This window comes from Methylobacterium sp. WL120 (assembly GCF_008039465.1).
GTDB lineage: Bacteria > Pseudomonadota > Alphaproteobacteria > Rhizobiales > Beijerinckiaceae > Methylobacterium > Methylobacterium cerastii.
The window spans coordinates 13,499-39,919 of the sequence record NZ_VRUT01000026.1 but is presented as its reverse complement, the minus strand read 5'-3'; the positions used below and the strand labels follow the sequence as shown (position 1 = coordinate 39,919).

Below are 26,421 nucleotides of genomic sequence, written 5' to 3'. Positions count from 1 at the left end.
CCCCGATCCGGCCCGAGCGACACGTGCCTGACTCCATCGCGACCTTGCGCCTGAAGCTGGCACAAACACTCGCGCGAACCCTGCAACGATGTCCCTGCTGCCAACAAAGATTTATGACACAGTAGTACTAAGCCTTGCCTCTTCTACTATCTCGATGATGCAAGGCCCCCTGTCCCGAGTAGAGCAGCGGAGGGGGCTTCTCACTTCCCGCCAGCGATGAAGACGGTCTATTCGCCCTGGGGTAAGGCGGCAGGGCCGCCGTCCGGGTTCATGCCTTCTACGGGCGGCTTCCGCCGTGGGCGAGGAGGCGCGGCGGGTGCGGTGGCCGCGGTGACGTTGACGCCGAGGCGCGTCGCCAGGGCGAGGGCGCGGTTCTCGGTGACCCGGAGATGGCAGAAGCCGTGGGCGCCTTCGCGTGCATAGGTGCGGCAGAGCTGCTCGCGGTCCGACGAGAACGCGGCTTGCTCCGTCACGATCGGGCGGACGTCCTCGCGCCGCGCCCGCTGGGTCATCAGCTTGTAGTTCTCGCGCACCGCCTTATCGGCGACGCCCCGGGCTGAATCGAACTCGGAGGAGCGGGGGATCAGGGTGGCCGCGGCCGGTCCCCACAGGCCGACGGGGGTGGTTGCGCAATCCTGGGCGGAGAACGTGCAGACCGGCGTCGGCCCGAGGCTCGATACCAGCACGCCGCCTTCCGTCACGTCGAACCGCAACGGGCACTCCGCGGCCGCCGCCTCATAACGGGGCACACCTTCCGGCCGGCCCTCCGGGGTCAGGGTGATTGTGCCTCCGCCGCCGAGCGGCACCTTGCAGGTCTCCGTCGGCTGCGAGACTTTGGTGCCCGGCAGCGTGATCCGCGCGGACAAACCCGAGCCGGCGCGCTCGAGCTTGAGGCTGCCGCTCAAGCCGTTGAGCATCAGCTCCTGGCCGACCAGCCCATCTTCCGATGGGGCCTTCAGCACCACGGGGCGCGAGGGGACAACCGGGCGCGGTGCCTCGGGCACGGAGGCCGCGGGATCGTCGGGAAGCGGCGTGCCGGGGATCGGTGCGGCGGGCGGACCCGCCGGGACCCCGCGCGGCGGCACAGGAGGTTTTGCTGCGCGGCCGATCCCGAACAGCTCCTCGAAGAAGTTTTGGGCCGAGGCTTCGCCGGGCATCAGGGCCGCGAGCGCGAAGCAGGGAGCCGCGAGAAACGGGATGACGGGGCTGCGGGTCGGACGCATCGGGTCTTTCGGTACGGCGGCAGGTGGCCCGCGCGATGCCGGCCTCGCACCATGCTGGACGCTCTTTACGAAGCGTTAACACGGCTTCGGTGGCGGAGGCGTGGCCGAGGCGCAACAAAATGCAGGCCGGCGGGACGGCGTTCGAGCAAGTCCTGGAGGCGAGTCGGCACCATAGCGATGCAATGCACGGGCGAAACAGCTTCAAAACCGATCGGCCGGCCGCGTTCCGCGTGACGGAGCAAGCACTTGGCGCGATCGCGCATCTCGGAGGCGGCTTTGCCTTGCGAGCCTGCATCGCCCTTCTTATATCCGGCGAGACGCGGGATTAAGCGTGGGATCGGAGCCGTTCGCGGCCCCTGTTCCGGCCCCGGTTCCGTCTCCACATCTTCCAGCACCACACCGCCATGGGCCGAGCTGCTTCGGGGCTCGGCGGTCTGCTTGATCGCAACCAACATAAGGGATCCCACCATGGGTAAAGTCATCGGCATCGACCTCGGCACCACCAATTCGTGCGTCGCCGTGATGGAGGGCTCGCAGCCCAAGGTCATCGAGAACGCGGAAGGCGCCCGCACCACGCCGTCCATCGTCGCCTTCACCGACGACGGCGAGCGCCTCGTCGGTCAGCCGGCCAAGCGCCAGGCTGTCACCAACCCCGACCGCACCTTCTTCGCCATCAAGCGCCTCGTCGGACGCACCTACGACGATCCGATGACGCAAAAGGACAAGGGTTTCGTGCCCTACACGATCGCCCGCGGCGACAACGGCGACGCCTGGGTCGAGGCCGACGGCAAGAAGTACTCGCCCTCGCAGATCTCCGCCTTCACGCTGCAGAAGATGAAGGAGACCGCGGAGGCTCATCTCGGTCAGCCGGTGACGCAGGCCGTCATCACGGTGCCCGCCTACTTCAACGACGCCCAGCGCCAGGCGACCAAGGATGCCGGCAGGATCGCCGGCCTCGAGGTGCTGCGCATCATCAACGAGCCGACCGCGGCCGCGCTCGCCTACGGCCTCGACAAGAAGAAGGCCGGCACCATCGCGGTCTACGACCTCGGCGGCGGCACCTTCGACGTGTCGATCCTCGAGATCGGCGACGGCGTGTTCGAGGTGAAGTCGACCAACGGCGACACCTTCCTCGGGGGCGAGGACTTCGACAACCGCGTGGTCGAGTACCTGACCGCCGAGTTCAAGAAGGAGCAGGGCATCGACCTGACCAAGGACAAGCTCGCCCTTCAGCGCCTCAAGGAAGCCGCCGAGAAGGCGAAGATCGAGCTGTCCTCGGCGACGCAGACCGAGATCAACCTGCCCTACATCACCGCCGACGCCACCGGGCCGAAGCATCTCGCGCTCAAGCTCAGCCGCGCCAAGTTCGAGTCCCTCGTCGACGACCTGGTGCAGCGCACGATCGAACCCTGCCGCAAGGCGCTCAAGGATGCCGGCGTCTCCGCGTCCGAGATCGACGAGGTCGTGCTCGTCGGCGGCATGATCCGCATGCCGAAGATCCAGGAAGTGGTGAAGTCGTTCTTCGGCAAGGAGCCGCACAAGGGCGTGAATCCGGACGAGGTCGTGGCCATCGGCGCCGCGGTCCAGGCCGGCGTGCTCCAGGGCGACGTCAAAGACGTGCTGCTCCTCGACGTGACCCCGCTCTCGCTCGGCATCGAGACGCTGGGCGGCGTGTTCACGCGGCTCATCGACCGCAACACCACGATCCCGACCAAGAAGAGCCAGACCTTCTCGACGGCCGAGGACAACCAGAACGCGGTCACCATCCGGGTCTTCCAGGGTGAGCGCGAGATGGCGGCCGACAACAAGCTGCTCGGCCAGTTCGACCTGATGGGCATTCCGCCGGCTCCGCGCGGCATGCCGCAGATCGAGGTGACCTTCGACATCGACGCCAACGGCATCGTCAACGTGACGGCCAAGGACAAGGCGACGAACAAGGAGCACCAGATCCGCATCCAGGCCTCAGGCGGCCTGTCGGACGCCGACATCGAGAAGATGGTCAAGGACGCCGAGGCCAACGCCGACGCGGACAAGAAGCGCCGCGAGCTCGTCGAGGTGAAGAACCAGGGCGAGAGTCTGGTCCACGCGACCGAGAAGTCGGTGAAGGAGTACGGCGACAAGGTCTCGGAGGCCGACAAGGGCGGCATCGAGACCGCGATGACCGCGCTCAAGACTGCGCTCGAGGGCGAGGACGTCGAGACCATCAAGGCCCGCACGACGGACCTGATGCAGGCCTCGATGAAGCTCGGCGAGGCGATGTATGCGGCCAGCCAGACGCCCGAGGGTGGGCCGGAGGCGACCGCCGGGGCCGAGGCCAAGAAGGACGACGTCATCGACGCCGACTTCTCGGAGGTCGATGAGAAGGACCAGAAGAAGCGGGCGTAAGCTTCGCGCACGAGTTGAAGCGGGGCCGGAGCGATCCGGTCCCGTTTTCGCTTGCGGCGGCGGCGTCCGACCTTCATTCCGGGGCCGCCGACGGCCCGGAAGGTCGGAACGCCGCCGGCCACTGGGACGACCCTTCACGACGACGGCACGACGGCGCCGACTGCCGGGGGCAGGCGGACGGCCGGTTAGGCACTATCGAGGCAAGGCATGTCGAAGCGGGACTATTACGAGATCTTGGGTGTCGCCAAGACCGCGTCGGACGGCGAGATGAAGGTCGCCTTCCGCAAGCTCGCGATGACCTACCACCCGGACAAGAATCCCGGCAACAAGGACGCCGAGATCAAGTTCAAGGAGATCAACGAGGCGTATCAGTGCCTGTCGGACGGGCAGAAGCGCGCCGCCTACGACCGCTTCGGCCACGAGGCCTTCACACAGGGCGGCGGCCAGGGCGGCCCCGGATTCGGCAACGAGTTCGGCGACTTCATGTCGGACATCTTCGACAACTTCTTCGGCGACGGCCGCGGCGGCGGCCAGCAGCAGGCCCGCGGGCGCGGCGGCGCGCCGGGCCGCGAGCGTGGGGCGGACCTGCGCTTCAGCCTGGAGATCACCCTCGAGGAGGCCTTCACCGGCAAGGCCGAGACCATCAAGATCCCGACCTCGATCACCTGCGAAACCTGTGCGGGGTCAGGCGCGAAGCTCGGCTCCAAGCCGCGCACCTGCCAGACCTGCGCCGGCTACGGCCGGGTGCGGGCGGCGCAAGGCTTCTTCGCCATCGAGCGCACCTGCCCGAACTGCCACGGCCGCGGCGAGATCGTCGACGACCCCTGCGCGGCCTGCGCCGGGGCGGGTCGGGTCAACCGCGAGCGGACGCTGGCCATCAACGTGCCGGCGGGCGTCGACGACGGCCTGCGCATCCGCTTGGCCGGCGAGGGCGAGAGCGGCTTGCGCGGCGGGCTGGCCGGCGACCTCTACGTGTTCCTCTCGATCAAGCAGCACGCCTTCTTCCAGCGCGACGGCGCCGACCTGTTCTGCCGGGTCCCGATCTCGATGGTGACGGCGGCGCTCGCCGGCGAGATCACCGTGCCGGTGATCGACGGCTCGCAGACGCAGGTGCGGATCCCGGCCGGCACTCAGACGGCCAAGCAATTCCGCATCAAGGGCAAGGGCATGCCGGTGCTGCGCGCTCGTGAGGTCGGCGACCTCTACATCCAGGTCTTCGTCGAGACGCCGCAGAACCTGACCAAGCGCCAGCGCGAACTGCTGCAGGAGTTCGGCCAGACCGCGTCCGACGACAACCACCCCGAGGCCGCCGGCTTCTTCTCGAAGGTGCGCGACTTCCTCGGCGGGTTCGGTGGCACCGCCCGCCCGTAACCCTGTGCAGACCCCACGGCGTCTACCGGATCAAATCGTTGCCGGCCCGGTTGAGCCTGTGGCCGGGACCGGTTCGATCGGCGCAGGCATGTGTGATCGCATTGTGCTAGGCACGGGCGCGACCTTGCCTGTAAGACAAGTGCCGACCGTCGCGTTCACTGCCGGGATCGCCTTTCGGTGATCCAACCTGAAGGAACACCGGACTTGCCGCCGCTACGTCGTTCCAGTGCGAAAACCTCGTCCGTGAACGCGAAGGTGCGGCGCGATCCGCTTGAGGACGAGGCGCGGTTCCTCAAGTCCTGGCTCGAGCGCCCACTCGTCACCGGCTCGGTCACGCCGTCCGGCAAGATGCTGGCCAGGACCATGGCGGCCTACGTCGACCCGGCCGTTTCAGGGCAGGTGATCGAGATCGGACCCGGGACGGGTCCCGTCACCGAGGCGCTGATCCGCCGGGGCGTCGCGCCCGAGCGCCTCGTGCTGATCGAGTTCAACCCCGATTTCTGCACCCTGCTGCGCCGCCGCTTCCCCGGCGTCACCGTGGTGCGCGGCGACGCCTACGACATTCGCGGAAGCGTCGGCGCGGTGATGACGGGGCCGGCCGCGGCGACCGTCTCCAGCCTGCCGCTCTTCACCAAGCCGCTGGAGCAGCGCCTCGACCTGCTCAACACCGCCCACGACCTGATGCATCCGGGCGCGCCGTTCGTGCAGTTCACCTACGCCGTCGTCCCGCCGATCCCGGCGCGCTGCGCGATGGGCAGCTACACCGCCAGCGGCTCGAACCGGGTCTGGCTCAACCTGCCGCCGGCCCGGGTCTGGGTCTACCGCCGGCCCTGATCGAAGCTGCCCGAACACAATCTGAGCGCGTGCCTCAGGTCACATTCAGGTGAGGCCCGCTATCTCTCCGCTCAACGCCGTCGGCGAAAGCCGCGGCGCACAGCAGGAGAACGCCGATGTCCACGACACCGACCCGCACCAGCCTCGCCCTCGCAGCCCTCGCGCTCGCTGGCGGCCTCGCCCTCGCGGCACCGGCCCAGGCCGCGCCGTTCGCACCGGCCCCGCTTGCCGAAGCTCATGCCGACGTTGTGCAGGCGCAGTACGGCTACGGATACGGCCACCGCCATTTCGGCCACGGCCCCCGCCACTTCGGCTACGGCCCGCCGCGCGGCCGTCATTTCGGCGGTCATCACGGATTTGGCGGCCCGCGCTTCGGGCATCACCATCACCATGGGCGCGGCTACGGCTACGGCCGGGGCTACGGCCGCGGCGGTTGGTAGGTAAGCTCGGGCCGGTGGCGAAAGCCACCGGCCTTCTTCATGGCTTCGGCGCGATCCGCTCGATCACCGCCGGCCCCTCCGCCGCCGCCTCGCCGAGACTGTAGGCCGCCCGCAAAGCGGCCTCCGCGCGATCCGCCGCCGCCGCGTCGGCGGCGTGAACGATCCCGAGCAACCCGCTCGCATCCCCCGGCCGGGCGAGCTCAGAGAATCCCACCCGCCCGTCGATCCCGTCCTCCGGACGGGTACGGCCGCCGCCGAGGCCGATCACCGCGAGCCCGATCGCGCGGGTCGCGACCCGCGCGACTTTGCCCTCCGCCCGCACCTGCCGGATCACCGGCGCCGCCGGCAGGTGCCTGGTGGGATGCTCCATCAGGTCGGCGGGGCCGCCGAGCGCGGCGACCATGCGCGAGAACGTCTCCGCGGCCCGGCCCGAGGCGAGGCTCGCCTCCAGCTTCGTGGCCGCCGCGTCGAGATCGGGCGCGAGCCCGCCGGCCACCAGCATCTCTGCGGCGAGCGCCAGGGTCACCGCATGGAATCGCGGCTCGCGGCGCCCGGCGAGGTAGTCGACCGCGTAGGCGACCTCCAAGCCGTTTCCGGCGGCGCTCGCCAGCGGCGCGTCCATGTCGGTGATCAGCGCGACGGTGCGCAGGCCCGCGCCGTTCGCCACCGCGACGATGCTGTCGGCGAGCGCCCGCGCCGCGTCGATCCCGGCCATGAAGGCGCCGGAGCCGACCTTCACGTCCATGACGAGGCCGTCGAGCCCGGCGGCGAGCTTCTTGGCGAGGATCGAGGCCGTGATCAGGTCGAGCGATTCCACCGTCCCGGTCACGTCGCGGATCGCGTAGAGCCGGCGGTCTGCCGGCGCGAGGTCCGCGGTCTGGCCGATGATGGCGCAGCCGACCTCGGAGACGACGCGCCGGAACCGGTCGAGGTCGGGCGTCGCGTCGTAGCCGGGGATGATGGCGAGCTTGTCGAGCGTGCCGCCGGTATGGCCGAGGCCGCGCCCGGAGATCATCGGCACGTAGCCGCCGCAGGCCGCCACCATCGGCGCGAGCACGAGGCTGACCGCGTCGCCGATGCCGCCCGTCGAGTGCTTGTCGAGGACCGGGCCGGACAGGTTCCAGGCCAGCACGCTGCCCGATCGCGTCATCGCCTGCGTCAGCGCTACCCGTTCGGCGATCGACATGCCTTGGAAGAACACCGCCATCGCGAAGGCCGCCGCCTGGCCTTCGCCGACGCGCCCGTCGGTCAGCCCGGCGATGAAGTCGGCGATCTCCGCGGGCTCCAGCGTCGCCCCGTCGCGCTTGCGCCGGATGGTCTCCTGCGGAAGCCTCATGGCGTCGCCTCCGGACTGGTGGCATCCCCGCGGGCGGCCATCAGCACGCCGAACAGGCTGCTGGCGCCGAGCCGGAACGTCCCAGGGCCGGCCCAACCCGACCCCATGACTTGGTCTGTGAGCGCGAGGTAGGTCGCGGCGTCGGCGAGCGTCCGCAGGCCGCCGGACACCTTGAGGCCGCCCCGCCCGGCCTCGCGAATCGCGTGCAGCATGGTCTCGGCCGCCTCCGGCGTGGCCGAGACCGCGCTCTTGCCGGTGGAAGTCTTGATGAAGTCGGCGCCGGCCGCGAGCGCCAGCCGGCTGGCTGTGGCGACGGTTTCGCGGGCCTGCAACTCGCCGGTTTCCAGGATCACCTTCAACGCGGTTCCGGGGCAGGCCTCGCGCACCGCCTCGACCATGAGGCGGGCCGCCTCCGCATCGCCGCGCAGGAGCGCCCGGTAGGGCAGGACGAGGTCGATCTCGTGCGCACCATCGCGCAGCGCCTCCGCGGTGTCCTCGACCGCGCGGTCCACATCCTCGCCGCCCGCCGGGAAGTTGATCACCGTGGCGATCCGCACCGGCCCGCCCGCCAGAACGCGCGCCGCCTGATGCACGAATTGCGGCCAGACGCAGACCGCAGCGACCCCGCCCGCGCGGGCGTCCCGGCATAGCGCGTCGACCTGCGTCGCCGTGCAGGTGTCGCCGAGGTCGGTCAGGTCGAGCAGCGCGAGAGCGCGCCGGGCGGTCGAGGCCGAGTTCAAGGTCGGTTCGGGCATGCGCGTGCGCTTTCGGGGCGGCGTGAGGCTCAAGGATCGCCGCCGGGCAGGCCGGCGACGAAGTTTTGGATCAGCCGGACGAGGTCGCCGGCCGCAGCCGCCGCCGCCTGCTTGGTCTCGGCATGATGCGGGTCGCCGTCGCCGATCCCGGCGGCGCGGTTCGTCACCACCGAGACCGCGGCGACCGGCAGGCCGAGGAAGCGGGCGAGGATCACCTCCGGTACCGTCGACATGCCGACGAGGTCGGCGCCGAGCAGCCCCGCCATCCGCACCTCGGCCGGGGTCTCGAAGGACGGCCCGGAGAACCACGCGTAGACGCCCGCATGCAGGGGGATGCCGCAGGCGGCCGCGGCCGCATCGAGCCGGGCGTTCAGGGCTGGGTCGTAGGCCCGCATCATCGGTACGAAGCGGGCGTCGCTCGGCTCGCCGACGAGCGGGTTCATCCCCGACAGATTGAGGTGGTCGGACAGCCGCACGAGGCTTCCGGGGCCGGCCGCCGGCATCAGCGAGCCGGAGGCGTTGGTGAGTAGCAGGCAGGCGGCGCCGAGGGCCTGCGCGGCGGCGAGCGGCACGCGCATCGCGGCGGCGTTCCCGTGCTCGTAGGCGTGCGCCCGACCCTCGAACACCAGCACCCGCCGCCCGGCGATCGAACCGCGATGAAGCCGCCCGCGATGGCCGCTGACGCCGGCGCCCGGAAAGCCGGGGATCTCGGCATAGGGCCGCGAAACCGCATCCGCGAGCCCGTCGGCGAGGCCGCCGAGCCCGGTGCCGGCGACGATCGCGCAGGCATAGGGGCCGGCAAAGCCCGCCGCGCGCAACGTGTCGACCGCCTCAGTCACCGAGCATCTCCTGGACGAGCGTTTCGGGCCCGAAGGAGTCCGGCAGCAGCGCGTCGAGGGTGAAGCTGCGCCGGACCCCCTCCGGCCCCGCCGCGTGGATCGGCGTCGCGGGCGCGGCGAATTCGCGGATGCGCTGACGGCAGGCGCCGCAGGGCGTGACGAGGCCGCTGCCGTCGCCGAGCACCAGGATTTCGCGGATGCGCCGGCCGCCGGCCAGGATCATCGCGGCGATCGCCCCGGCCTCGGCGCAGGTGCCGACCGGATAGGCCGCGTTCTCGACGTTGCAGCCGGCATGGATCGCGCCGTGCTCGTCGCGGAGCGCTGCGCCGACCGCGAAGCGCGAGTACGGCGCATGCGCCCGGCCGCGTGCCCCGGCGGCGGCGTCGAACAGGGCGGCGAGGTCGAGAGGGGAGGGCGGCATCCCCGATCATTGGCATCGCCCGGCGTGAGCTGTCGAGGGGGGCGCGGGGCGGCGCATGCGGGTGCGGCGCCGGCTTTCCCTTGCCGGGGGCACGTTCTAGAACCCTCGCCAGGAATTCATCACCCGAGGACGACGATGCTGGGCCGGTACGAGCGCGGAGCGGGGGGCGAGGCGGTGGTCGCCTACGGCGACGGCACGATGCGCGTGGTGAAGCCCGGCGCCTTCGTGCGTTGCGCCACCACCGGCGTGCCGATCCTGCTCGACGACCTGCGCTACTGGAGCGCCGTGCGCCAGGAAGCCTACGCCACACCGGACGCCGTGATGGAGCGGCTGAAGCAGACCGGGCGGCCGTAGGCGGCGTTCATACTAAGTCTCATGGGTCAGGACCCATGAGGTCCGGCGGATTGCCGCCGCCCCGCAGTCGCGGGGGCCAGACCTCGATGAGTCGGGCTCATCAAGGTCTGGTATCAGACGTCGCGGCGTTCCAGGATCTCGATGCGGACGCCGTCCGGCCCGTCGATGAAGGCGACCCGCAGGCCCGGCCGCATCACCGTCGTCTCGACGAGCACCGTCACGCCGCGCGCTCGCAGGTCGGCCATCGTCGCGTCGATGTCGGCGACGCCGAGCCCGATATGTTCGATGCCGAGATGCGGTGCTGTCGCGGGCGGCGCGAGGTCGGCCGGTGCCTGCTCGATGAACACCCTCAGGCCGCCGAGGTCGAGCACGACCCGACTGAGCGGCGTGCCCTCACGGCGGATCTCCCGCGCAGCGAGCGTGTCGACGTAGAAGGCGGCCGCGGCCGCCGCGTCGCGGCTGCGCAGGTGGACGTGGTCGATGTGGAAGTCCATTCGGTCCTCGCGGTGACCTAAATCAAAGCCCGGTCGAGGCGGATGATCCGACACGGGGCGCCGGCGCGCGCGGCCGGCGCGTGCGGTGCGCGGACCAGCAGCGCCTCGGCTCGGCCCAGCACCGCCAGCATCGACGAATCCTGGCGCGATTCCGGGTGCGCCACCGGCAGCCGGTCGGGGGCGGTGTCGAGCACGGCGCGCATGTAGTCCTGGCGACCGTCGTTGGCGTCGAGGTCCCGGCCGAGGGTGGCGGGCTCGCTGCGGTCGGCCCCGGCGCGGGGATCGCCGAGCAGCGCACGGATTGCCGGCACGACGAAGAGCAGTCCGCAGACGATGGAGGAGACCGGGTTTCCCGGGAGCCCGATCACCAGCATGTCCCCGAGATGCCCGTGCATCAGCGGCTTGCCGGGGCGCAGCGCCACGCGCCAGAACCCGAGCTCCAGCCCTTCGGCGGCGAGCGCGGTCTGGACGAGGTCGTGGTCGCCGACCGAGGCGCCGCCGAGGGTCACCAGCAGGTCGGCCTCGACCGAACGCGCCCGCGCGAACGCCGCCTCCAGCGCCGGGAGCGTGTCGCCGGCGATGCCGAGGTCGATCGGCTCGCCGCCGGCGCCGTTCACCAGGGCGGCGAGCGCCAGCGCGTTCGAGGCGACGATCTGGTCCCAGGCCGGGATTTCGCCGGGCTGCACCAACTCGTCGCCGGTGGCGAGGATCGCGACACGGGGCTTGCGCCGAACCGCGACCCGGCCGTGGCCTGCCGCGGCGGCGAGGGCCAGGCGGCGCGCGTCCAGGGTGTCTCCCTCCGTCAGGAGCACGTCGCCTTCCGAGAAATCGAGGCCGGCGCGGCGGACGAATCTGTGGGGCGTCACCGCTTCGAGAGCGTGGATCGTCGGGCCTTCGGCGCGTGCGTTCTCCTGGATCAGGATCCCGTCGGCGCCCTCGGGGACCGGGGCCCCGGTGAAGATCCGCACCGTCTCGCCGGGGCCGATCGTCCCCGAGAAGCCGTGGCCGGCGGCGCTCGTGCCGACGAGGCGCAGGCGCGTGCCCTCGGTCGCGTCGGCGGCGCGCACGGCGTAGCCGTCCATGGCGGAGGCGGGGAAGGGCGGCTGCGTCCGGGTGGCGACGACGTCGACCGCCAGCGTCCGCCCGGCGGCGGAGGCCAGCGGCACGTCCTCGGCCGCGGTCGCGCCGGGAACGCTCGCGAGGATGCGCGCCAGCGCCTCGGCGACGGGGATCAGTCCGCTCATCTAGCGTGCCCGGTCACTTGGCGCCCGATCACGCCGCGTCCTCCGCCCGGTAGGCGCCGGAGCGGCCGCCGTCCTTGGCGAGCAGGCGGATGCCCTCGATCCGCATGCCGCGGTCGGCCGCCTTCACCATGTCGTAGACCGTGAGGCAGGCCACCGAGACCGCGGTGAGCGCCTCCATCTCGACGCCGGTCGGCCCCTGTACGCGGACCTCCGCGGTGAGACGCAGGCCCGGCAGCGCGTCGTCGATCTCGCACTCGACGCGCACCTTTGTGAGGAGGAGCGGGTGGCAGAGCGGGATCAGCTCGTGGGTGCGCTTGGCCGCCATGATGCCGGCGAGCCGCGCGGTGCCGACCACGTCGCCCTTCTTGGCGTCGCCCTCGCGGATCAGCGCGAGGGTCGCCGGCAGCATCACCACCCGCCCCTCGGCGCGGGCGGTGCGGGTGGTCGCGGGCTTGTCGCTGACGTCGACCATGTTGGCCGCGCCGCTGGCGTCGAGGTGGGTGAGGCGAGGTTCGTCCACGCTCACGCCTTCGCCTTCTTCGCGGGCTTGGCGTTGAAAGGCTTGCCGCCGAACAGCAGCGCGTGCGTCGCCGCCGTCACGTCCGGCTGGCGCATCAGGCTCTCGCCGACGAGGACCACGTTGAGCCCGTGCCGGCCGAGCCGCGCCACGTCGTCGTGTCCGCCGATGCCGCTCTCGGCCACCGCGATGCGGTCGGGCGGGATCGCGGCGCCGAGCTTGATCGCGGTCTCGAACGAGACCTCGAAGGTCTTCAGGTTGCGGTTGTTGACGCCGATCAAGGCGGTGCCGAGGGGGATCGCGCGGGCGAGCTCGGCGGCGTCGTGGACCTCGACCAGCACGTCCATGCCGAGTTCCTTCGCGGTCTCGACCAGGGCCAAAGCCTCGTCGTCGTCGAGGCAGGCCATGATCGCCAGGATGCAGTCGGCGCCCCAGGCCCGCGCCTCGTAGACCTGGTAGGGCTCGAACAGGAAGTCCTTGCGCAGCACCGGAAGCCCGCAGGCGTCGCGCGCCTGGATCAGGTATTCGGGCCGGCCCTGGAACGAGGGCTCGTCGGTGAGCACCGAAAGGCAGGTGGCCCCGCCCTTCTCGTAGGCTGCGGCGAGCGTCGCCGGGTCGAAATCCGCGCGGATCAGGCCCTTCGACGGCGATGCCTTCTTCACCTCGGCGATCAGGGCCGGGCGGCCTTCCGCCACGTGCGCGCGGATCGCGTCGGCGAAACCCCGCGGCGGCGAGGCCTTGGCGGCCCGCGTCTCCAGCTTGGCCAGCGGCACCCGCAGCTTCGCCTCGGCGATCTCGCGGCGCTTGTACGCCTCGATGCGCGCGAGCACGCTCGAACGGTCGGTGGCCGGCGGCTCGGTCGGAGGCGGCGGCTCGGCGAGGGCGTCGGTGGCCATCGGTATCCCTTATCCGTTCGAGACCGCGACGAGGCGGGCCAGCGTCGCGCGTGCCGCCCCCGAATCGATCGCATCCTGCGCCCGCGCGACGCCGTCGGCGAGGGCATGCGCCGAACCTGCGACCACGAGCGCGGCGCCCGCATTGAGAACCGCGATGTCGCGGTAGGCGTTGCGCGCGCCCGAAAGCACCTGGCCGAGCGCCTGCGCATTGTGCTCGGGGTCGCCGCCGCGGAGCGCCTCGAGATCATGCAGCGGCAGGCCGACGTCGCGCGGGTCGATCGCGAAGGTCGAGGTCCGCCCGTCCTCCAGCGCGACGACCTGCGTCGGGCCGGTGACGGTGATCTCGTCGAGGCCGTCCGAACCGTGGACGGTCCAGACCCGGCGGCTGCCGAGTTCCGCGAGGACGCGCGTCAGCGGCTCGGCCCAGGCGCCCTGCGAGACGCCCAGGAGCTGGCATTCGACGCCGGCGGGGTTCGAGAGCGGCCCGAGCAGGTTGAAGATGGTGCGGACCGGCAATTCCGAGCGCACCGCCGCCACGTGCCGCATCGCGCCGTGGTGAGTCTGGGCGAACATGAAGCACAGTCCGGCTTGGGTGAGGCACCGGCTCAGGCCCGCGGGGTCGAGGCCGAGCTTGACGCCGAGCGCCGCCAGAACGTCAGCGGCGCCCGAGCGCGAGGTCGCGGCGCGGTTGCCGTGCTTGGCCACCGGCACGCCGCAGGCCGCGGTGAGGATCGCGGCCAGTGTGGAGACGTTGTAGCTGCCCGAATGGTCGCCGCCGGTGCCGACCACGTCGACGCTGCCGGGGGGCGCCTCGACCCGGACCATGCGGGCGCGCATCGCCTCGACGGCGCCGACGATCTCCTCCGGCGTCTCGCCGCGGACCTTGAGGCCGACGAGGAAGGCCCCGGCCTGGACCGGGGTGACCTCCCCGGAAAGCAGGTCGTCGAAGGCCGCGCGAGCCTCGGCCCGGTCGAGGGAGAACCCGGCGGCGACCTTGGCGAGATGGGGCTTGAAGGATTCCATCGGCTCGACGGGCGGCGCGTTCGCGGGATGCCGCGTCAATGCACGCCGGGGCGGGCCTTGTCACCTGCCGGGTTTCGCCCGCGGCCGTGCGCCTGGTTCCACGCCGTCGCGATGTCGAGGAAGTTCTGCAGGATGCGCGTTCCGTGATGCGAGAGGATGCTCTCGGGGTGGAACTGCACCCCGTGCACCGGCAGGTGCGCGTGCTCCAGGCCCATGATCAGGCCGTCGGCCTCGGCGGTCACGGTTAGGGCCTCGGGGCAGCCGGCGCGGTCGACCACGAGCGAATGGTAGCGCGTGGCGTCGAAGCTGTCGTTGAGCCCGCGGAAGATGCCCGTCGCGCCGTGGCGGATGGTCGAGACCTTGCCGTGCATCGGCGCGGGCGCCCGCACCACGTCGCCGCCGAAGGCCTGCCCGATCGCCTGGAGGCCGAGGCAGACCCCGAAGATCGGGATCTCGCCCGAGAGCTGGCGCACCGCGTCGAGGCAGATGCCGGCCTCGTTCGGGGTGCAGGGGCCGGGCGACAGCACCAGGGCGTCGGGCGCGCGCGCGCGGATCTCGTCCACCGTCACCTGGTCGTTGCGCACCACCTCGATCGCGCCGCTGAGCGGGCCGATCAGGTGGACGAGGTTCCAGGTGAAGGAATCGTAGTTGTCGATGACGAGGACGGAGGGCGTCGGCGCAGGGCTCATGGCCGACGATCTGGCCCGGCGGGCCGCGTCGGTCAAGACGCCGCGAGCGTCCCCCTTCGCGTCGCGGATCAGGCCGCCGGTTTCGGCCCGACCAGGGCGAACGGCGTGCCCTGCGGGTCCTGGGCCTGGACGATCCAGTCGCCGCCGGGCACCGGGTGAGGACCCTGCAGGACCGTGCCGCCTGTCGCCGCGACGCGCTCGGCCGCGGCGTCGATCGCCTCGACGGCGATGTAGAACAACCAGGACGGGGCCGGCGGAAGCGGTGCGCTCATCATGCCGCCGAGGTCCACGCCGTTGCGGGCGAAGACCTGGTAGGTGCCCATCGGCCCCATGTCGACGGCCATGGATGTCTCCCAGCCGAACAGCCCGGCATAGAAGCCGAAGGCCGGCTCCCAGTCGCGGGCGTGCAACTCGTGCCAGGCGAAGGGGCCGGGCGTGCCCCGCGGCGGCATCGGCGGCAGGGGCCGTCGCCGCGGAAGAGCGCGAAGGCCGCGCCCTGCGGGTCGGCGGCCATGCAGAACCGGCCGACCCCGGGGATGTCCCGCGGCGCGAAGGTGATGCGCCCGCCGGCCGCCGTGACGCGCTCGGCGGAGGCGTCGACGTCGGCGACGCCGACATAGCCGAGCCATCCGTGCCGCGTGCCGGCGGGCGCCTCGCATCCGGCCGACGCCATCATCCCGCAGATGCGCACGTCGCCGACCGTCGCGAGGCGGTAGTCGATGCCGGGCATCCCCGCATCGACGATCGCCCAGCCGGCGACCGCGCCGTAGAAGGCCTGCGCCGCCGCGACGTCGGGGGTGGTCAGCTCGTACCAGACGAAGGTGCCCGCGTGATCCGCCATCCCATTCGATCCTTTGCACGGGCCGGTTTGTCGCATTGCGATCTATGTTGATATCAACGTAGATCGATTGATGTCAACGGCCGTCTCCTTCGCGACCACCGCCCACATCCGCGACGCCTGCCTCTGCCTGCACGCGCAACGGGCCGCCCGCGCGCTCGGCCGCCGGTTCGACGACGCGCTTCGGCCCCTCGGGCTGACGAGCGGCCAGTTCTCGCTGCTGATGGCGCTGAACCGGACTGAGCCCGCCGCGATGTCCGCGGTGGCGCGCCTCCTCGCCATGGACCGGACCACGCTGACCGCGGCCCTGAAGGTGCTGGAGCGGCGCGGCCTCGCGACGGTGGCGGTGGACCCGGAGGACGGGCGCGGGCGGCGTCTGTCCTTGACCGAGGCCGGCCGCGCAGGCCTCGCGGCCGCGGTTCCGGTCTGGCGCGCGACGCACGCGGCCGTCGAGGCGACGCTCGGCGGCGTCGACGCCGACATGCTGCGGACGGGCTTGCGCGCTCTCGCCTGAGGCGGCCTGCGCGTCGGCCGGGCCTACTGCCCGCGCTTCGCCTGGGCCGCGAAACGCACCGCGTCCTCGGCGGCGCGGAACAGGGCGCGGGCCTTGTTCACGCATTCCTGTTGCTCGGAGGCCGGGTTCGAGTCGTAGACGATGCCGGCGCCGGCCTGCACGTGCATGCGACCGTCCTTCACGATTGCGGTGCGCAGGACGATGCAGGTGTCCATCTCGCCCTGCGCGCCGAAATAGCCGATGCAGCCGCCGTAGGGCCCGCGCTTCTCGCGCTCCAGCTCGTCGATGATCTCCATCGCCCGCACCTTCGGCGCGCCCGAGACCGTGCCGGCCGGAAACCCGGCCGCCAGCGCCGCGAGGGTGTCGTGACGCGGGTCGAGGTCGCCCTCGACGTTCGAGACGATGTGCATCACGTGGCTGTAGTATTCGAGGAAGAACGAGCCGGTGACCGTGACGGTGCCGAGCTTGGCGACGCGGCCGACGTCGTTGCGGCCGAGGTCGAGCAGCATCAGGTGCTCGGAGCGCTCCTTCGGGTCGGCCAGGAGCTCCTCGGCCAGGGCCCGGTCCGCGGCCGGCGTCGCGCCGCGCGGGCGGGTGCCGGCGATCGGGCGGATCGTGACCTTGTCGTCGCGCACCCGCACCAGGATCTCGGGGCTCGAACAGACCACCTGGAAGTCGCAGAAGTCGAGGTAGCACAGGAACGGCGCCGGGTTCGTGCGCCGGAGCGAGCGGTACAGCGCGATCGCGGGCAGGGTGAACGGCGCCTCGAAGCGCTGCGACAGCACCACCTGGAACACGTCGCCGGCGACGATGTACTCCTTCGCCTTGGCCACCATCGCGAGGTAGGCCTCCGGCGTCGTGTTCGAGACCGGCTCGGGATGCGCCACCGCTGCAAGGTCGATCCGCGCCTCGATCGGCAGCGGCCCTTCCAGCGCCTCGGCGATCCGGTCGAGGCGGGCGAGCGCCGCCTCGTAGGCGGCCCGCGCCGTCACGCCCGCGGCCGGCCGCACCGGGCAGACGACCGTGATCAGGTCGCGCACGGAATCGAACACCACCATCACCCGCGGACGCACGAGGATGGCGTCGGGCACGCCGAGCGGGTCGGGATTAGGCTCGGGCAGCCGCTCCATGGCGCGAACCATGTCGTAGCCGAGATAGCCGAACAGGCCGGCGGCCATCGGCGGTAGCTCGGGCCCCTCGCGCTCCACGATCGCGCTTTCGGCGATCAGCGCGCGCAGGGAATCGAGGGGCGCCCGGTCGTCGTCGGCGAAGTCGGCGAGGTCGCCGCGGGCCAGCGCCGCCCGGCCGTCGCGGCAGCGCCAGGCGAGGTCGGGATCGAGGCCGATCATCGAGTAGCGCCCGCGCACCACGCCGCCCTCGACCGATTCGAGCAGGAAGGCGGGACCGGGATGGCGGGCGCGGAGCTTGAGGAACGCGGCGACCGGCGTCTCGAGGTCGGCCACCAGCGTCAGGTCGAGGAGGACCGGCCGTCCGGCCTCGTAGGCCGCCTCGTAGGCGGCGTAGTCGGACGCGTCCGCCATCGGCCTCAGGACTCGCCGCCGATCGCGCGCCGCAGGGCCGCCTGGTTGACGCTGACACCGGCGTTCTTCTGCACCTCGGCGATGTATTCGCCGAGCACGTCGTCGGCGAGCGCCGTGCGGAAGTTGCCCTCGATCGTCTTGTCCGCCGGGCTGCCGGCGACGAAGGCCGGCATCGTCGCGGCCTCGACCTTGTAGACCGCGCGCGACTCGCCCGACGCCGCCGAGCCGGCCTTGCCGACGGCGGTGGCGAAGATGCGGTTGACCACGTCCACGGTCAGCGCGTCCTTGGTCTGGTTGCGGGCGAGGTCCTCGCCGTCCTGCGGGTTGACGCCGACCTCGATGCCGAGCGCCTCGATGGTCTCGCCCTTGTCGAGCCGTTCGGCAAGCGCCTTGCCCTTGACCTGGAGCAGGCGCGACACCTCGGCCTCGCGCCAGCCGGCGGCGACCGCGTCGCGGACCTCGTCGAGCGGCTTGTCGTGTGCGGGGTCGATCTTGGTCACGTCGTACCAGACGTAGCCGCCGGCCTTGGTCCGCAGCGGCTCGTTGTCCCCGCCGATCTCGGCGCGGTAGAGCGCCGGCAGCGTCGTCTCGGAATCGGGGATGCCGGAGACCGTCTGGCCCGCCGGGTCTTTCCCCTGCGCGTTGACCGCCGGGATCGTCACGATCGGAAGGTCGCGCTCCTTCGCGATGTCGGCGAGGGGCTTGGCGCCGGCGCGCTGGTCCTCGATCGCGTCGTGGATCTTGTCGACGCCGTCGCGGGCGCGCGCCAGGGCGATCTGCTTGCGGATCTCCGGCTCGACCTCGGCCAGCGTCTTCACCGTCGCCGGCTCGATCGCGGTGACGTGGAGGAGCACCGTGCCGAAGCGGCCCTTCACCGGCTGGCTGGTGCCGTCCTTCTCAAGGCCGAAGGCGGCGTCGGCCACCGCCGGGTCGAACAGCTCGGCCCGCGTCAGCGTCCCCAGCGTCAGGTCCTTGCCGTCGGCGCCGCGCTCCTGCGCCACCGCATCGAAGCTCTTGCCCTCCGTGATCGCCTTGCGCGCCGCCTCGGCGGCGGCGTCGTCGGGGAACACGACCTGCTGGATCGTGCGCTTCTCGGGAGAGCCGAACCGCGCCTTCTCCTGGTCGTAGACCTTCTGCACCTCCTCGGCCGTGACGGCGTCGGGCTTGGCCATCGCCGTCGGGTCGAGCACCAGCAGGGTCGCCGCGCGGTATTCCGGCGCGCGGTAGGCCGCGCGGTTGCCCTCGTAATAGGCCTTCAGCGCGTCCTCGCTCGGCGCCGCGATGTCGCCGGCGGCGGACGGCGGCAGCATCAGGTAGGCGGCCTTGCGGCGCTCGGTGGCGTAGCGGTGCACCGCCCCGCGCATCGCCTCGGGCACGTGCAGGTCGGCGGACACGGCTTCGGCGAGCTGCAGCCGGGCGATGACGGCGCGCTGCTCGCGCACGAACATCGCCTCGTTCAGGCCGGCGCGCTGGAGGGTCTGGTAGAACAGCGCCGACTCGAACTGGCCTTGCGCGTTCTGGAAGCTCTTCTCGTCGTGAATCGCCCGGATCACCGAGGTGTCGGGCACCGCGAGGCCGAGGTCGTGGGTCTTCTGGTCGAGGGAGGCCTCGGTGACGAGCTGCGACAGCACCTGCCGGTCGACGCCGAGGGCGCGGGCCTGGTCCGGGGTCAGCGTGCGCCGCATCTGCGTCTGGTAGCGCTGCAGCTGGTTCTGGTAGGCGGTGCGCACGGCCTCGGCGGTGATCGGCGTCTTGCCGACCGTGGCCACCGCGGTCGAGGAGCCGCCGCGGAAGAACTCCTCCACGCCGAAGACCGCGACGCCCGCGATCAGGAACGTGAAGATCACCGTCAGCACGATCTTGCCGAGCCAGTGCTGGCTGGCGTTGCGGATGTTCTGCAGCATGCTGGTGGCTTGACTCTCTTGCAGGCTCGCGCGCGCTCGGATCGCCGGGGCGGGCGCCGCGAGGCGCCGTCCTTCGATCCGCTCGCGATAGCCTAGTCCGCCCCGGCAGGCAAAGGCGGGCGCGCGACCGCCTACTGCGTCAGGCGGGTCATCCGCACGGCACGGTCGAACATCGCGCTGAGCGAGGCATTGATCTCGTCCGACGAACTGGCCGTGAAGAAATAGCCCGGTGAGGCGCAGCTCTTAAGCGGCGTCGAAAGCGTCGGGCTGAACTGATTGACGCGGTTGTTCTCCCAAGCCGTATAGGTCCCATCGTCCGGGGAATTGATGGTGATGTACGGGATGTAGAGAATCGAGATCGTTGCACCGGCATTCTTCAGTGCTGTGCAGTTGGCGGGATCGATCTGAGCAGGGCTAGAACTATCCCACCAAGCATTGGAGTACCCAGCAAATTTCGACGGATTTCCGGGATAGGTGTACTTTCCGTTCTTCATGATATAGTAGTGCTGCCCGTTCTGCATGCCGTCTGTGATCAGAAATACGAACGGTTTGGGGTTGCTGGTGGACGACCCGTCACCGAAAGCCGAGATCGCCGACTTCATCTGGGGCAGGGCAACCTCGAAATGCGTCCCGCCGCTCCCGGTGCCGGTGCTCGGGTCAACGTTGACCGAGAGCTGAGTGGTGTTGGTGTCGAGAAGTTTCGTAAGCGTCATCGGCCAGGTCTTGGCGCAATCGGCCGCGGTGCTCGCGCTGGCGAGGTTGCCGGAGAGCGGCGAGAGCGTCGCCAACTGGTTGATGAACGGATAGATGCCGACCCGATACTGGTTCGGGACGATCTGGTTGCCGGCGCGCTGGAGCAGCAGACAGACGGCGTTGTTGACCGAATCCGAGCGTAATTGGATCTGTGGGCTGGCGTTCACAGCCTTGTTCCATCCGTTCGCTCCGGGGAAGTGGCAGGCGAACATGCAACCCTGCTTGGAGTCGGTCATCGCCGACTCGACGTTCATGCCGGCGAGCCGGTTCATGTCATTGACCGAGGTCGGCAACCCCATCGAGCCCGAGACGTCCACCATCAGGTAGAAGTCGAGGTAGCTCGGGAGATCGGTCGAGGCGGTCACGGTGTTGGCGAGGGTCGTCGTCGGCGTGCGGAAGATCCGCCCGAAGTTGTTCGTCACGGTGGCCGTGTAGACGATCGTCGAGGTCAGGGTCTGGCCGCTCGATACCAGCTGCGGCGTCTGGAGCGTGTAGGTGGCGTAAGGAACTTTTCCTGCGTTGACGTTGAAGACGTTGGTGGCCTGGGTGATGCCCGCCGCGATCGCCTTGGCGGTGAGGTTGGATTGGCCCTGGTTGGCGGCGATGTAGGCCTTGGCGGTCGCCACGGCTGCGACCGCGGCCGCATCCGCTGCGCTGTCGAGCTTGGTCTTGTCGGTGATCGAGACACCGTAATCGACCCCGAGCCCGATGAGACCGATCATCGGGATCAGGCTGAGGCCGAAGATGATCGCGACGTTGCCGTCACGCGCCGCCGCGAAGCTCGGACGCGCTGCGGGAGGCCGGCCGGCCCGGCGAAGGCGATTCAGTAGCCAGGACATTTGGAGGCGATCCCGTCGCTGTTCGTGGTGTCGTAGTTCACGAGGCTGGCGTAGCGTGGCTGGACGTAGACCGAGCGGGCGACCCGGCTGGCCGGGAAGAACTTCGCGCCGAAGGTCGGCTTGAACGTGAAGACCACGTCGATGACGATGAGCGAGCCCTGGCCGTAGACCGAACGCGGCAGGGTGCCGGCGCTCGCCGCCGCCGTGTTGTCCGCGGGCTGCAGCGGCGTCACACAGAGCCGCTTGTTGCCGCCGTAGGTCCCCGTGCTCGTCCAGACGACGTTGGCGTTGTAGCAGGCGCTCATGTCGGCGCTGTCGTTGCAACCGGTGGACTTCTGGGTGAAGGCGACGCCGGTGTAGTTGATGGTGATGTCCTGCCACCATTGCAGACCTTGCCGCGGAGCGTCCTTCAGAAGGTAAGGGAACAGGACGAGGGCCGCGTCGTAGCTGAAATGCAGGTCGGTCGCGTTGACCGTCGCGATGGTGGAGCCCTGCGGCGGCGTGGTCTGGGAGATCATCTGGCCGATCGAGTGTGCGACGAGCTCGACCTTCCGCGTCGCGTTGACGTAGGTGATCACCTGGAGGCCACCCAGCATCAGCATGAGAAGGATCGGGAGGACGATCGCGAACTCGACGATGGACACGCCGCGTCCGTCGTCACGAAAGCGTCGCGCCAGGATTGTCGGGCCGCGCGCCATCAGAACTTCTCGTTGCGGAACGCCGCGGTCGAGACCGCCAGGTAGCTGTTGGTGCCGCCGTTGCCGAGCATGGACGCGAAGGCCGCGGGCAGGACGGGGATCGGGTAGATGACCTGCAGGTACTGGTAGTCGCCGGCATTCCCGAGATTGTATTGGCCCGGGCCGCTGCTCTGCGACGGGATCTGCAATCCGCTGCCGTCCGGCTTGACGAAATTGTAGTATCCGCCCGCGGAAGGCAGCGGGACGATGTAGAGGTTCACCACGACGTTCGCGCACGACATCACGCTCGGAAGCTTGCTGCAGAGCGCGGTCTTGAAGGTGGCCTGATCCGTGGACCCGAACTGGGCTTTGCCGGTCATGACCTGACGCGCGGCCTGGCTCGTGGCGTAATCCAGCCGCTGGTTGACGAACAGAACCAGGGCGGCGACCATGACGAACGTGATCGTCAACAGCAGCATCGGCGCCACGAGGGCGAACTCGACCGCCGTCGCCCCACTTCGACCCTGTAGCAATTGCCGTGCACCGCGCATGCCCTGTCATGGCACGGCAGGAATTAAGGCCAGTCTAACATAGTGTAGTCTTTTCGGGCCTAATGCCCCGTCGCCTGGACGGCATTCCGCGCGGTTCGCGGGCCATTTCCCAATGCGCCCCTTTCGGGCTGCTTTGGCTCACAGTGAGCGTCGCATGATCTTCGCCTGCGATCGTCTCACGCGGGCGCCGATCCGGTTTGCGCCCTCGGGCGGGCTCTGGTAGCCCCGGCCCCCGCATGCGACGGGCGGCGCAAGGGACGGCAGGGACATCGATGATGCGTTCGGGACGGCGGCCCCTGGTTGCAGGCAACTGGAAGATGAACGGGACGCGGGCCTCGATCCCCGTGGTCGACGCGGTGCGGACCGGGCTGTTGCCGGCGCTCGCCGAGACCATCGACCTGCTGATCTGCCCGCCCTCGACGCTGATCTCGGCCTGCGTGGCCGCGACCTACGATTCGCCGATCGCCATCGGCGGCCAGAACCTGCACGCCAAGCCGAGCGGCGCCTTCACCGGCTCGATCTCCGCCGAGATGCTGGCCGACCTCGGCGCCACCTACGTCATCGTGGGCCATTCCGAGCGCCGGGCCTACCACCACGAGACCGACGACGGCGTCCACGCCAAGGCGCTCGGCGCCCGGCGCGCGGGCCTGTGCGGCATCATCTGCGTCGGCGAGACCATGGAGGAGCGCGAGCAGGGCCGGGCGCTGGACATCGTGCGCGCGCAGCTCGCGATCGGCACGCCGAAGGGCGCCACCGCGGCCGACACCGTGATCGCCTACGAGCCGGTCTGGGCGATCGGCTCGGGCCGCACGCCGACGGCCCGCGAGATCGCCGAGGTCCACGCCTCCCTGCGCGAGATGCTCGACAAGCTCGTCGGCGAGGAGGCGGCCAAGATCCGCATCCTCTACGGCGGCTCGGTCAAGCCCGGCAACGCCCGCGAGCTGCTCTCGGTGGAGAACGTCGACGGCGCGCTCGTCGGCGGCGCGAGCCTCGTCGCCGAGGACTTTCTGGGGATCTGCGCAGCCTACGCCTGAGGGGCGCCCCGCTCAGATCTTGTAGGCCTGCCGGGCGAGCAGCCGCCAGCGGCCGCCGTCGCGGTGCCAGACCTGCATCACGCCGATGCGCACCGGCACGGTCTTGCCGCCGAAGGTCGTCTCGCCGCTGAAGACGTGCCGGGCGATGGCGTCCTCCCCGACGACCGAGACCGAGCGGTCCGACAGGACGATGCTCGGGAAGGCGGAGCGCCGGCTCGTCAGCGCGTCGGCGAAGGCGGCCTTGTCCTGCACCGCGCCGCCGGAATGGCCGTAGCTCAGGCCGTCGAGCACCAGCGCGTCCAGGGCGGCGGCGTCCGGCGCGAGCAGGGCGGCGGTCAGGGCGTCGACCGCCGCCTCCACCTCGGTCGCGGCTCCAGCGGATACTGCAGGGTTGGAGGCGAGGAGGGCTGCGGCGAGAGCGAGAGCGAGCAGGGGGCGGCGTGCGATGGGCATGGCGTCTTCCTTCCGATCCGGTCGGGGCGCGTTGGCCGCGACAGGTTCCGACGCCGTCTTTGAGCATGCGGAGCCCACGTGCGGCGAGGCGGACGGCTGACATCGCTTCGGCGATCGTCATGTTTGGCGCCCGCCCGCTTGTGGTGTATGCCCCCGCCAGATGGGCAGCCGGTGCGACGCAGCGCCGGCCGCCGCGTCCGGTCCCCACCCCAGCGGGCGGCTCGCGGGACCGGCGCACGCACTGAAAACGATTCCGGAAACCCGATGCAGACCGTCCTGATCGTCGTCCACCTCATCATCGTGTTGTCGCTGATCGGCGTCGTGCTGCTGCAGCGCTCCGAGGGCGGCCTCGGCCTCGGTGCGGGCAGCAGCGGCGGCGGCGTCTCCGGCTTCATGACCGGGCGCGGCCAGGCCAACGCGCTGACGCGGGCGACCGCGATCCTGGCCGCCCTCTTCTTCGTCACCAGCCTGACTCTGGCGGTGATGTCGCACCGCTCCGCCGCGCCGAAGTCGATCCTCGACGGCGCCGGCGGCACCGCGCAGCCGACCGGCCAGCCCGCGGGTGCCGACAACCTGCTCGACACTCTGCGCCGCCAGAACAACGCTCCGGCCGCGGGCACACCGACGGCGCCCGCCGCGCCGGCTCCCGCTCCGGCTCAGCCTGCCGTTCCGGACGCGCCGCAGTCGCGTTGAACGCCGCGTCGCACCCTGGACGGCGCAGCCGCGCCGTTCGATCGGACAAAAGAAACTTAACGCTCCCGCCCTAGGCCTGCCCAATCCAGCGTTGCGCGATTTCCGTGGGGATCGCGCGATGCGGGTGTCATGCCGTTTGGCGAATCGCCCAGCCTTCTCTATGGACCGAGGCCCATGACGCGGTACGTTTTCATCACCGGCGGCGTGGTCTCCTCGCTCGGCAAGGGTTTGGCCTCTGCGGCGCTCGCAGCGCTGCTCCAGGCGCGCGGCTACACGGTGCGCCTGCGCAAGCTCGACCCCTATCTCAACGTCGATCCGGGCACGATGAGCCCGACCCAGCACGGCGAGGTCTTCGTCACCGACGACGGCGCCGAGACCGACCTCGACCTCGGGCATTACGAGCGCTTCACCGGCGTACCGGCGACCCGGGCCGACAACATCACCACGGGCCGGATCTACCAGGACATCATCGCCAAGGAGCGCCGCGGCGACTACCTCGGCGCGACGATCCAGGTGATCCCGCACGTCACCAACGCGATCAAGGACTTCGTCCGCGACGGCAACGACGCCTTCGACTTCGTGCTCGTCGAGATCGGCGGCACGGTCGGCGACATCGAGGGCCTGCCGTTCTTCGAGGCGATCCGCCAGCTCGGCAACGACCTGCCGCGCGGCTCGACCGCCTTCGTGCACCTCACGTTGCTGCCCTACATCCCGTCCGCGGGCGAGCTGAAGACCAAGCCGACGCAGCATTCGGTGAAGGAGCTGCGCTCGATCGGCATCCAGCCCGACATCCTGCTATGCCGCTGCGATCGGCCGATCCCGGCCGACGAGCGGCGCAAGCTCGGGCTGTTCTGCAACGTGCGCGAGACCGCGGTGATCGAGGCGCGCGACGTCGCCTCGATCTACGACGTGCCGCTGTCCTACCGCGAGGCCGGCCTCGACCGCGAGGTGCTGGCGCATTTCGGGCTCGCCCACGACGGCGAGCCGGACCTGACGCGCTGGCGCACGATCTCGGAGCGGGTGCGGAACCCCGAGGGCGAGGTCACCATCGCCATCGTCGGCAAGTACACGGGGCTGAAGGACGCCTATAAGTCGCTCACCGAGGCGCTGACCCACGGCGGCATCAGCCATCGCTGCCGGGTGAACCTCGAATGGATCGAGGCGGAGGTGTTCGAGCGCGAGGACCCGGCCCCATTCTTGGAGGGGATCAACGGCATCCTGGTGCCGGGCGGGTTCGGCCAGCGCGGCGCCGAGGGCAAGATCCGCGCGGCCCGCTTCGCGCGCGAGCGCAAGATCCCGTATTTCGGGATCTGCTTCGGGATGCAGATGGCGGTGATCGAGGCGGCCCGGTCGCTCGCCGGCGTGCCCGACGCCAACTCCACCGAGTTCGGCGACACGCCCGAGCCTGTCGTCGGCCTCCTCACCGAGTGGCTGCGCGGCAACGAGCTGGAACAGCGGGCGGCCGCCGGAGACCTCGGCGGCACCATGCGGCTCGGCGCCTACGGCGCGACGCTCCACCCCGACACCAAGATCGCCGCGATCTACGGCAGCACCGACATCTCCGAGCGCCACCGGCACCGCTACGAGGTCAACATGGCCTACCGTGAGCGGCTCGAGGCCAAGGGCCTACGCTTCTCCGGCCTGTCGCCGGACGGGCTGCTGCCGGAGACGGTGGAGCATGTCGGCCACCCGTGGTTCATCGGCGTCCAGTTCCATCCCGAGCTGAAGTCGCGCCCGTTCGCGCCGCATCCGCTGTTCGAGGGGTTCGTCGGCGCCGCGATCGAGCAGAGCCGCCTGGTGTGA

The 26,421-nt window shown here is 70.6% G+C and carries 26 protein-coding genes and 1 pseudogene; 9 read left to right on the top strand and 18 right to left on the bottom strand.

Going from position 1 to position 26,421, the window contains the following annotated elements:
- Positions 1-227: 227 nt before the first annotated feature.
- Positions 228-1,223, bottom strand: coding sequence for a hypothetical protein (locus tag FV229_RS07755; protein ID WP_147751408.1), 996 nt, complete (start codon positions 1,221-1,223; stop codon positions 228-230).
- Between the two features lie 468 nt (positions 1,224-1,691).
- Here FV229_RS07755 and dnaK point away from each other — a divergent pair, with 468 nt between their 5' ends.
- From dnaK to FV229_RS07735, 4 genes are all read left to right on the top strand, one after another.
- Entirely contained in the window at positions 1,692-3,608 is a 1,917-nt protein-coding gene (dnaK, locus tag FV229_RS07750; protein WP_147751407.1) for a molecular chaperone DnaK, read from the top strand.
- Positions 3,609-3,815: 207 nt separating this feature from the next.
- Positions 3,816-4,979: a molecular chaperone DnaJ gene (dnaJ, locus tag FV229_RS07745; RefSeq protein ID WP_147751406.1), complete on the top strand. Its 1,164-nt coding sequence runs from the start codon at positions 3,816-3,818 to the stop codon at positions 4,977-4,979.
- A 204-nt stretch (positions 4,980-5,183) separates the two neighbouring features.
- Positions 5,184-5,813, top strand: coding sequence for an rRNA adenine N-6-methyltransferase family protein (locus tag FV229_RS07740; protein ID WP_147751405.1), 630 nt, complete (start codon positions 5,184-5,186; stop codon positions 5,811-5,813).
- A 116-nt stretch (positions 5,814-5,929) separates the two neighbouring features.
- A complete protein-coding gene (locus FV229_RS07735) occupies positions 5,930-6,253 on the top strand; it encodes a hypothetical protein (RefSeq protein WP_147751404.1) in 324 nt (107 codons plus the stop codon).
- Positions 6,254-6,290: 37 nt separating this feature from the next.
- On the opposite strand, the gene deoA is transcribed toward FV229_RS07735, so the two are convergent.
- From deoA to FV229_RS07715, 4 genes are read right to left on the bottom strand one after another with little or no spacing between them, the layout of a single operon-like run.
- Positions 6,291-7,589 carry a thymidine phosphorylase gene (gene deoA, locus FV229_RS07730; protein ID WP_147751403.1) on the bottom strand — a complete coding sequence of 433 codons (1,299 nt, stop codon included), beginning with the start codon at positions 7,587-7,589 and terminating at the stop codon, positions 6,291-6,293.
- Positions 7,586-8,344, bottom strand: a complete 759-nt coding sequence (gene deoC, locus FV229_RS07725; protein ID WP_147751402.1) for a deoxyribose-phosphate aldolase — start codon at positions 8,342-8,344, stop codon at positions 7,586-7,588. Before deoC ends, deoA begins: the two co-directional genes overlap by 4 nt.
- Positions 8,345-8,373: 29 nt before the next feature.
- Positions 8,374-9,183 (bottom strand): purine-nucleoside phosphorylase, encoded by an 810-nt coding sequence (locus FV229_RS07720; protein ID WP_147751401.1) that lies wholly within the window; start codon positions 9,181-9,183, stop codon positions 8,374-8,376.
- Positions 9,176-9,604 (bottom strand): cytidine deaminase, encoded by a 429-nt coding sequence (locus tag FV229_RS07715; RefSeq protein ID WP_147751400.1) that lies wholly within the window; start codon positions 9,602-9,604, stop codon positions 9,176-9,178. Before FV229_RS07715 ends, FV229_RS07720 begins: the two co-directional genes overlap by 8 nt.
- A gap of 135 nt (positions 9,605-9,739) precedes the next feature.
- Here FV229_RS07715 and FV229_RS07710 point away from each other — a divergent pair, with 135 nt between their 5' ends.
- The gene (locus FV229_RS07710) at positions 9,740-9,958 is read left to right on the top strand and encodes a DUF2093 domain-containing protein (RefSeq protein ID WP_147751399.1); all 219 of its coding nucleotides are present in this window, start codon (positions 9,740-9,742) and stop codon (positions 9,956-9,958) included.
- A 113-nt stretch (positions 9,959-10,071) separates the two neighbouring features.
- Here the strand turns inward: FV229_RS07710 and FV229_RS07705 are convergent, their stop codons facing one another.
- The 7 genes and pseudogenes from FV229_RS07705 to FV229_RS07675 all read right to left on the bottom strand — a co-directional run bounded on the left by FV229_RS07705 (position 10,072) and on the right by FV229_RS07675 (position 15,662).
- Entirely contained in the window at positions 10,072-10,452 is a 381-nt protein-coding gene (locus FV229_RS07705; RefSeq protein ID WP_147751398.1) for a VOC family protein, read from the bottom strand.
- Between the two features lie 17 nt (positions 10,453-10,469).
- Positions 10,470-11,696, bottom strand: coding sequence for a gephyrin-like molybdotransferase Glp (glp, locus tag FV229_RS07700; protein WP_147751397.1), 1,227 nt, complete (start codon positions 11,694-11,696; stop codon positions 10,470-10,472).
- A gap of 28 nt (positions 11,697-11,724) precedes the next feature.
- Positions 11,725-12,216, bottom strand: a complete 492-nt coding sequence (moaC, locus tag FV229_RS07695) for a cyclic pyranopterin monophosphate synthase MoaC (protein ID WP_147751396.1) — start codon at positions 12,214-12,216, stop codon at positions 11,725-11,727.
- Between the two features lie 2 nt (positions 12,217-12,218).
- A complete protein-coding gene (gene trpC / locus FV229_RS07690) occupies positions 12,219-13,109 on the bottom strand; it encodes an indole-3-glycerol phosphate synthase TrpC (protein WP_147751395.1) in 891 nt (296 codons plus the stop codon).
- Positions 13,110-13,118: 9 nt separating this feature from the next.
- Positions 13,119-14,132, bottom strand: coding sequence for an anthranilate phosphoribosyltransferase (trpD, locus tag FV229_RS07685; RefSeq protein ID WP_147751394.1), 1,014 nt, complete (start codon positions 14,130-14,132; stop codon positions 13,119-13,121).
- A 35-nt stretch (positions 14,133-14,167) separates the two neighbouring features.
- Positions 14,168-14,821: an aminodeoxychorismate/anthranilate synthase component II gene (locus tag FV229_RS07680; RefSeq protein WP_147751393.1), complete on the bottom strand. Its 654-nt coding sequence runs from the start codon at positions 14,819-14,821 to the stop codon at positions 14,168-14,170.
- 68 nt (positions 14,822-14,889) lie between these two features.
- Positions 14,890-15,662 (bottom strand): annotated as a pseudogene (locus FV229_RS07675) (VOC family protein).
- A 70-nt stretch (positions 15,663-15,732) separates the two neighbouring features.
- Here FV229_RS07675 and FV229_RS07670 point away from each other — a divergent pair.
- Positions 15,733-16,173, top strand: a complete 441-nt coding sequence (locus tag FV229_RS07670) for a MarR family transcriptional regulator (RefSeq protein ID WP_147751392.1) — start codon at positions 15,733-15,735, stop codon at positions 16,171-16,173.
- Between the two features lie 23 nt (positions 16,174-16,196).
- On the opposite strand, the gene trpE is transcribed toward FV229_RS07670, so the two are convergent.
- The 5 genes from trpE to FV229_RS07645 all read right to left on the bottom strand — a co-directional run bounded on the left by trpE (position 16,197) and on the right by FV229_RS07645 (position 22,438).
- Positions 16,197-17,714 carry an anthranilate synthase component I gene (gene trpE / locus FV229_RS07665; protein WP_147751391.1) on the bottom strand — a complete coding sequence of 506 codons (1,518 nt, stop codon included), beginning with the start codon at positions 17,712-17,714 and terminating at the stop codon, positions 16,197-16,199.
- Between the two features lie 5 nt (positions 17,715-17,719).
- Entirely contained in the window at positions 17,720-19,618 is a 1,899-nt protein-coding gene (locus tag FV229_RS07660) for a peptidylprolyl isomerase (RefSeq protein WP_147751390.1), read from the bottom strand.
- Between the two features lie 131 nt (positions 19,619-19,749).
- A complete protein-coding gene (locus tag FV229_RS07655; RefSeq protein ID WP_147751389.1) occupies positions 19,750-21,210 on the bottom strand; it encodes a pilus assembly protein TadG-related protein in 1,461 nt (486 codons plus the stop codon).
- Complete coding sequence (locus FV229_RS07650) at positions 21,195-21,908, bottom strand: TadE/TadG family type IV pilus assembly protein (protein ID WP_147751388.1); 714 nt, start codon at positions 21,906-21,908, stop codon at positions 21,195-21,197. Before FV229_RS07650 ends, FV229_RS07655 begins: the two co-directional genes overlap by 16 nt.
- Positions 21,908-22,438, bottom strand: coding sequence for a TadE/TadG family type IV pilus assembly protein (locus FV229_RS07645; RefSeq protein WP_147751387.1), 531 nt, complete (start codon positions 22,436-22,438; stop codon positions 21,908-21,910). Before FV229_RS07645 ends, FV229_RS07650 begins: the two co-directional genes overlap by 1 nt.
- 272 nt (positions 22,439-22,710) lie before the next feature.
- Between FV229_RS07645 and tpiA the strand changes: the two genes are divergently transcribed.
- Positions 22,711-23,472 carry a triose-phosphate isomerase gene (gene tpiA, locus FV229_RS07640; RefSeq protein ID WP_147751386.1) on the top strand — a complete coding sequence of 254 codons (762 nt, stop codon included), beginning with the start codon at positions 22,711-22,713 and terminating at the stop codon, positions 23,470-23,472.
- 12 nt (positions 23,473-23,484) lie between these two features.
- Here tpiA and FV229_RS07635 read toward each other — a convergent pair whose 3' ends face one another.
- Entirely contained in the window at positions 23,485-23,925 is a 441-nt protein-coding gene (locus FV229_RS07635; protein WP_147751385.1) for a nuclear transport factor 2 family protein, read from the bottom strand.
- A 264-nt stretch (positions 23,926-24,189) separates the two neighbouring features.
- On the opposite strand from FV229_RS07635, the gene secG reads away from it, so the two are divergent.
- Both secG and FV229_RS07625 read left to right on the top strand, forming a co-directional pair.
- A complete protein-coding gene (secG, locus tag FV229_RS07630; protein ID WP_147751384.1) occupies positions 24,190-24,618 on the top strand; it encodes a preprotein translocase subunit SecG in 429 nt (142 codons plus the stop codon).
- Between the two features lie 174 nt (positions 24,619-24,792).
- Positions 24,793-26,421, top strand: coding sequence for a CTP synthase (locus FV229_RS07625; RefSeq protein WP_147751383.1), 1,629 nt, complete (start codon positions 24,793-24,795; stop codon positions 26,419-26,421).

Bases quoted from the DNA above. Each gene is read 5' to 3' on its own strand.
- FV229_RS07755 (WP_147751408.1), bottom strand. From the start codon at position 1,223: ATGCGTCCGACCCGCAGCCCCGTCATCCCGTTTCTCGCGGCTCCCTGC.
- dnaK (WP_147751407.1), top strand. From the start codon at position 1,692: ATGGGTAAAGTCATCGGCATCGACCTCGGCACCACCAATTCGTGCGTC.
- dnaJ (WP_147751406.1), top strand. From the start codon at position 3,816: ATGTCGAAGCGGGACTATTACGAGATCTTGGGTGTCGCCAAGACCGCG.
- FV229_RS07735 (WP_147751404.1), top strand. From the start codon at position 5,930: ATGTCCACGACACCGACCCGCACCAGCCTCGCCCTCGCAGCCCTCGCG.
- deoA (WP_147751403.1), bottom strand. From the start codon at position 7,589: ATGAGGCTTCCGCAGGAGACCATCCGGCGCAAGCGCGACGGGGCGACG.
- deoC (WP_147751402.1), bottom strand. From the start codon at position 8,344: ATGCCCGAACCGACCTTGAACTCGGCCTCGACCGCCCGGCGCGCTCTC.
- FV229_RS07715 (WP_147751400.1), bottom strand. From the start codon at position 9,604: ATGCCGCCCTCCCCTCTCGACCTCGCCGCCCTGTTCGACGCCGCCGCC.
- FV229_RS07710 (WP_147751399.1), top strand. From the start codon at position 9,740: ATGCTGGGCCGGTACGAGCGCGGAGCGGGGGGCGAGGCGGTGGTCGCC.
- FV229_RS07705 (WP_147751398.1), bottom strand. From the start codon at position 10,452: ATGGACTTCCACATCGACCACGTCCACCTGCGCAGCCGCGACGCGGCG.
- glp (WP_147751397.1), bottom strand. From the start codon at position 11,696: ATGAGCGGACTGATCCCCGTCGCCGAGGCGCTGGCGCGCATCCTCGCG.
- trpC (WP_147751395.1), bottom strand. From the start codon at position 13,109: ATGGCCACCGACGCCCTCGCCGAGCCGCCGCCTCCGACCGAGCCGCCG.
- trpD (WP_147751394.1), bottom strand. From the start codon at position 14,132: ATGGAATCCTTCAAGCCCCATCTCGCCAAGGTCGCCGCCGGGTTCTCC.
- FV229_RS07680 (WP_147751393.1), bottom strand. From the start codon at position 14,821: ATGAGCCCTGCGCCGACGCCCTCCGTCCTCGTCATCGACAACTACGAT.
- FV229_RS07670 (WP_147751392.1), top strand. From the start codon at position 15,733: ATGTCAACGGCCGTCTCCTTCGCGACCACCGCCCACATCCGCGACGCC.
- trpE (WP_147751391.1), bottom strand. From the start codon at position 17,714: ATGGCGGACGCGTCCGACTACGCCGCCTACGAGGCGGCCTACGAGGCC.
- FV229_RS07660 (WP_147751390.1), bottom strand. From the start codon at position 19,618: ATGCTGCAGAACATCCGCAACGCCAGCCAGCACTGGCTCGGCAAGATC.
- FV229_RS07655 (WP_147751389.1), bottom strand. From the start codon at position 21,210: ATGTCCTGGCTACTGAATCGCCTTCGCCGGGCCGGCCGGCCTCCCGCA.
- FV229_RS07650 (WP_147751388.1), bottom strand. From the start codon at position 21,908: ATGGCGCGCGGCCCGACAATCCTGGCGCGACGCTTTCGTGACGACGGA.
- FV229_RS07645 (WP_147751387.1), bottom strand. From the start codon at position 22,438: ATGCGCGGTGCACGGCAATTGCTACAGGGTCGAAGTGGGGCGACGGCG.
- tpiA (WP_147751386.1), top strand. From the start codon at position 22,711: ATGATGCGTTCGGGACGGCGGCCCCTGGTTGCAGGCAACTGGAAGATG.
- FV229_RS07635 (WP_147751385.1), bottom strand. From the start codon at position 23,925: ATGCCCATCGCACGCCGCCCCCTGCTCGCTCTCGCTCTCGCCGCAGCC.
- secG (WP_147751384.1), top strand. From the start codon at position 24,190: ATGCAGACCGTCCTGATCGTCGTCCACCTCATCATCGTGTTGTCGCTG.
- FV229_RS07625 (WP_147751383.1), top strand. From the start codon at position 24,793: ATGACGCGGTACGTTTTCATCACCGGCGGCGTGGTCTCCTCGCTCGGC.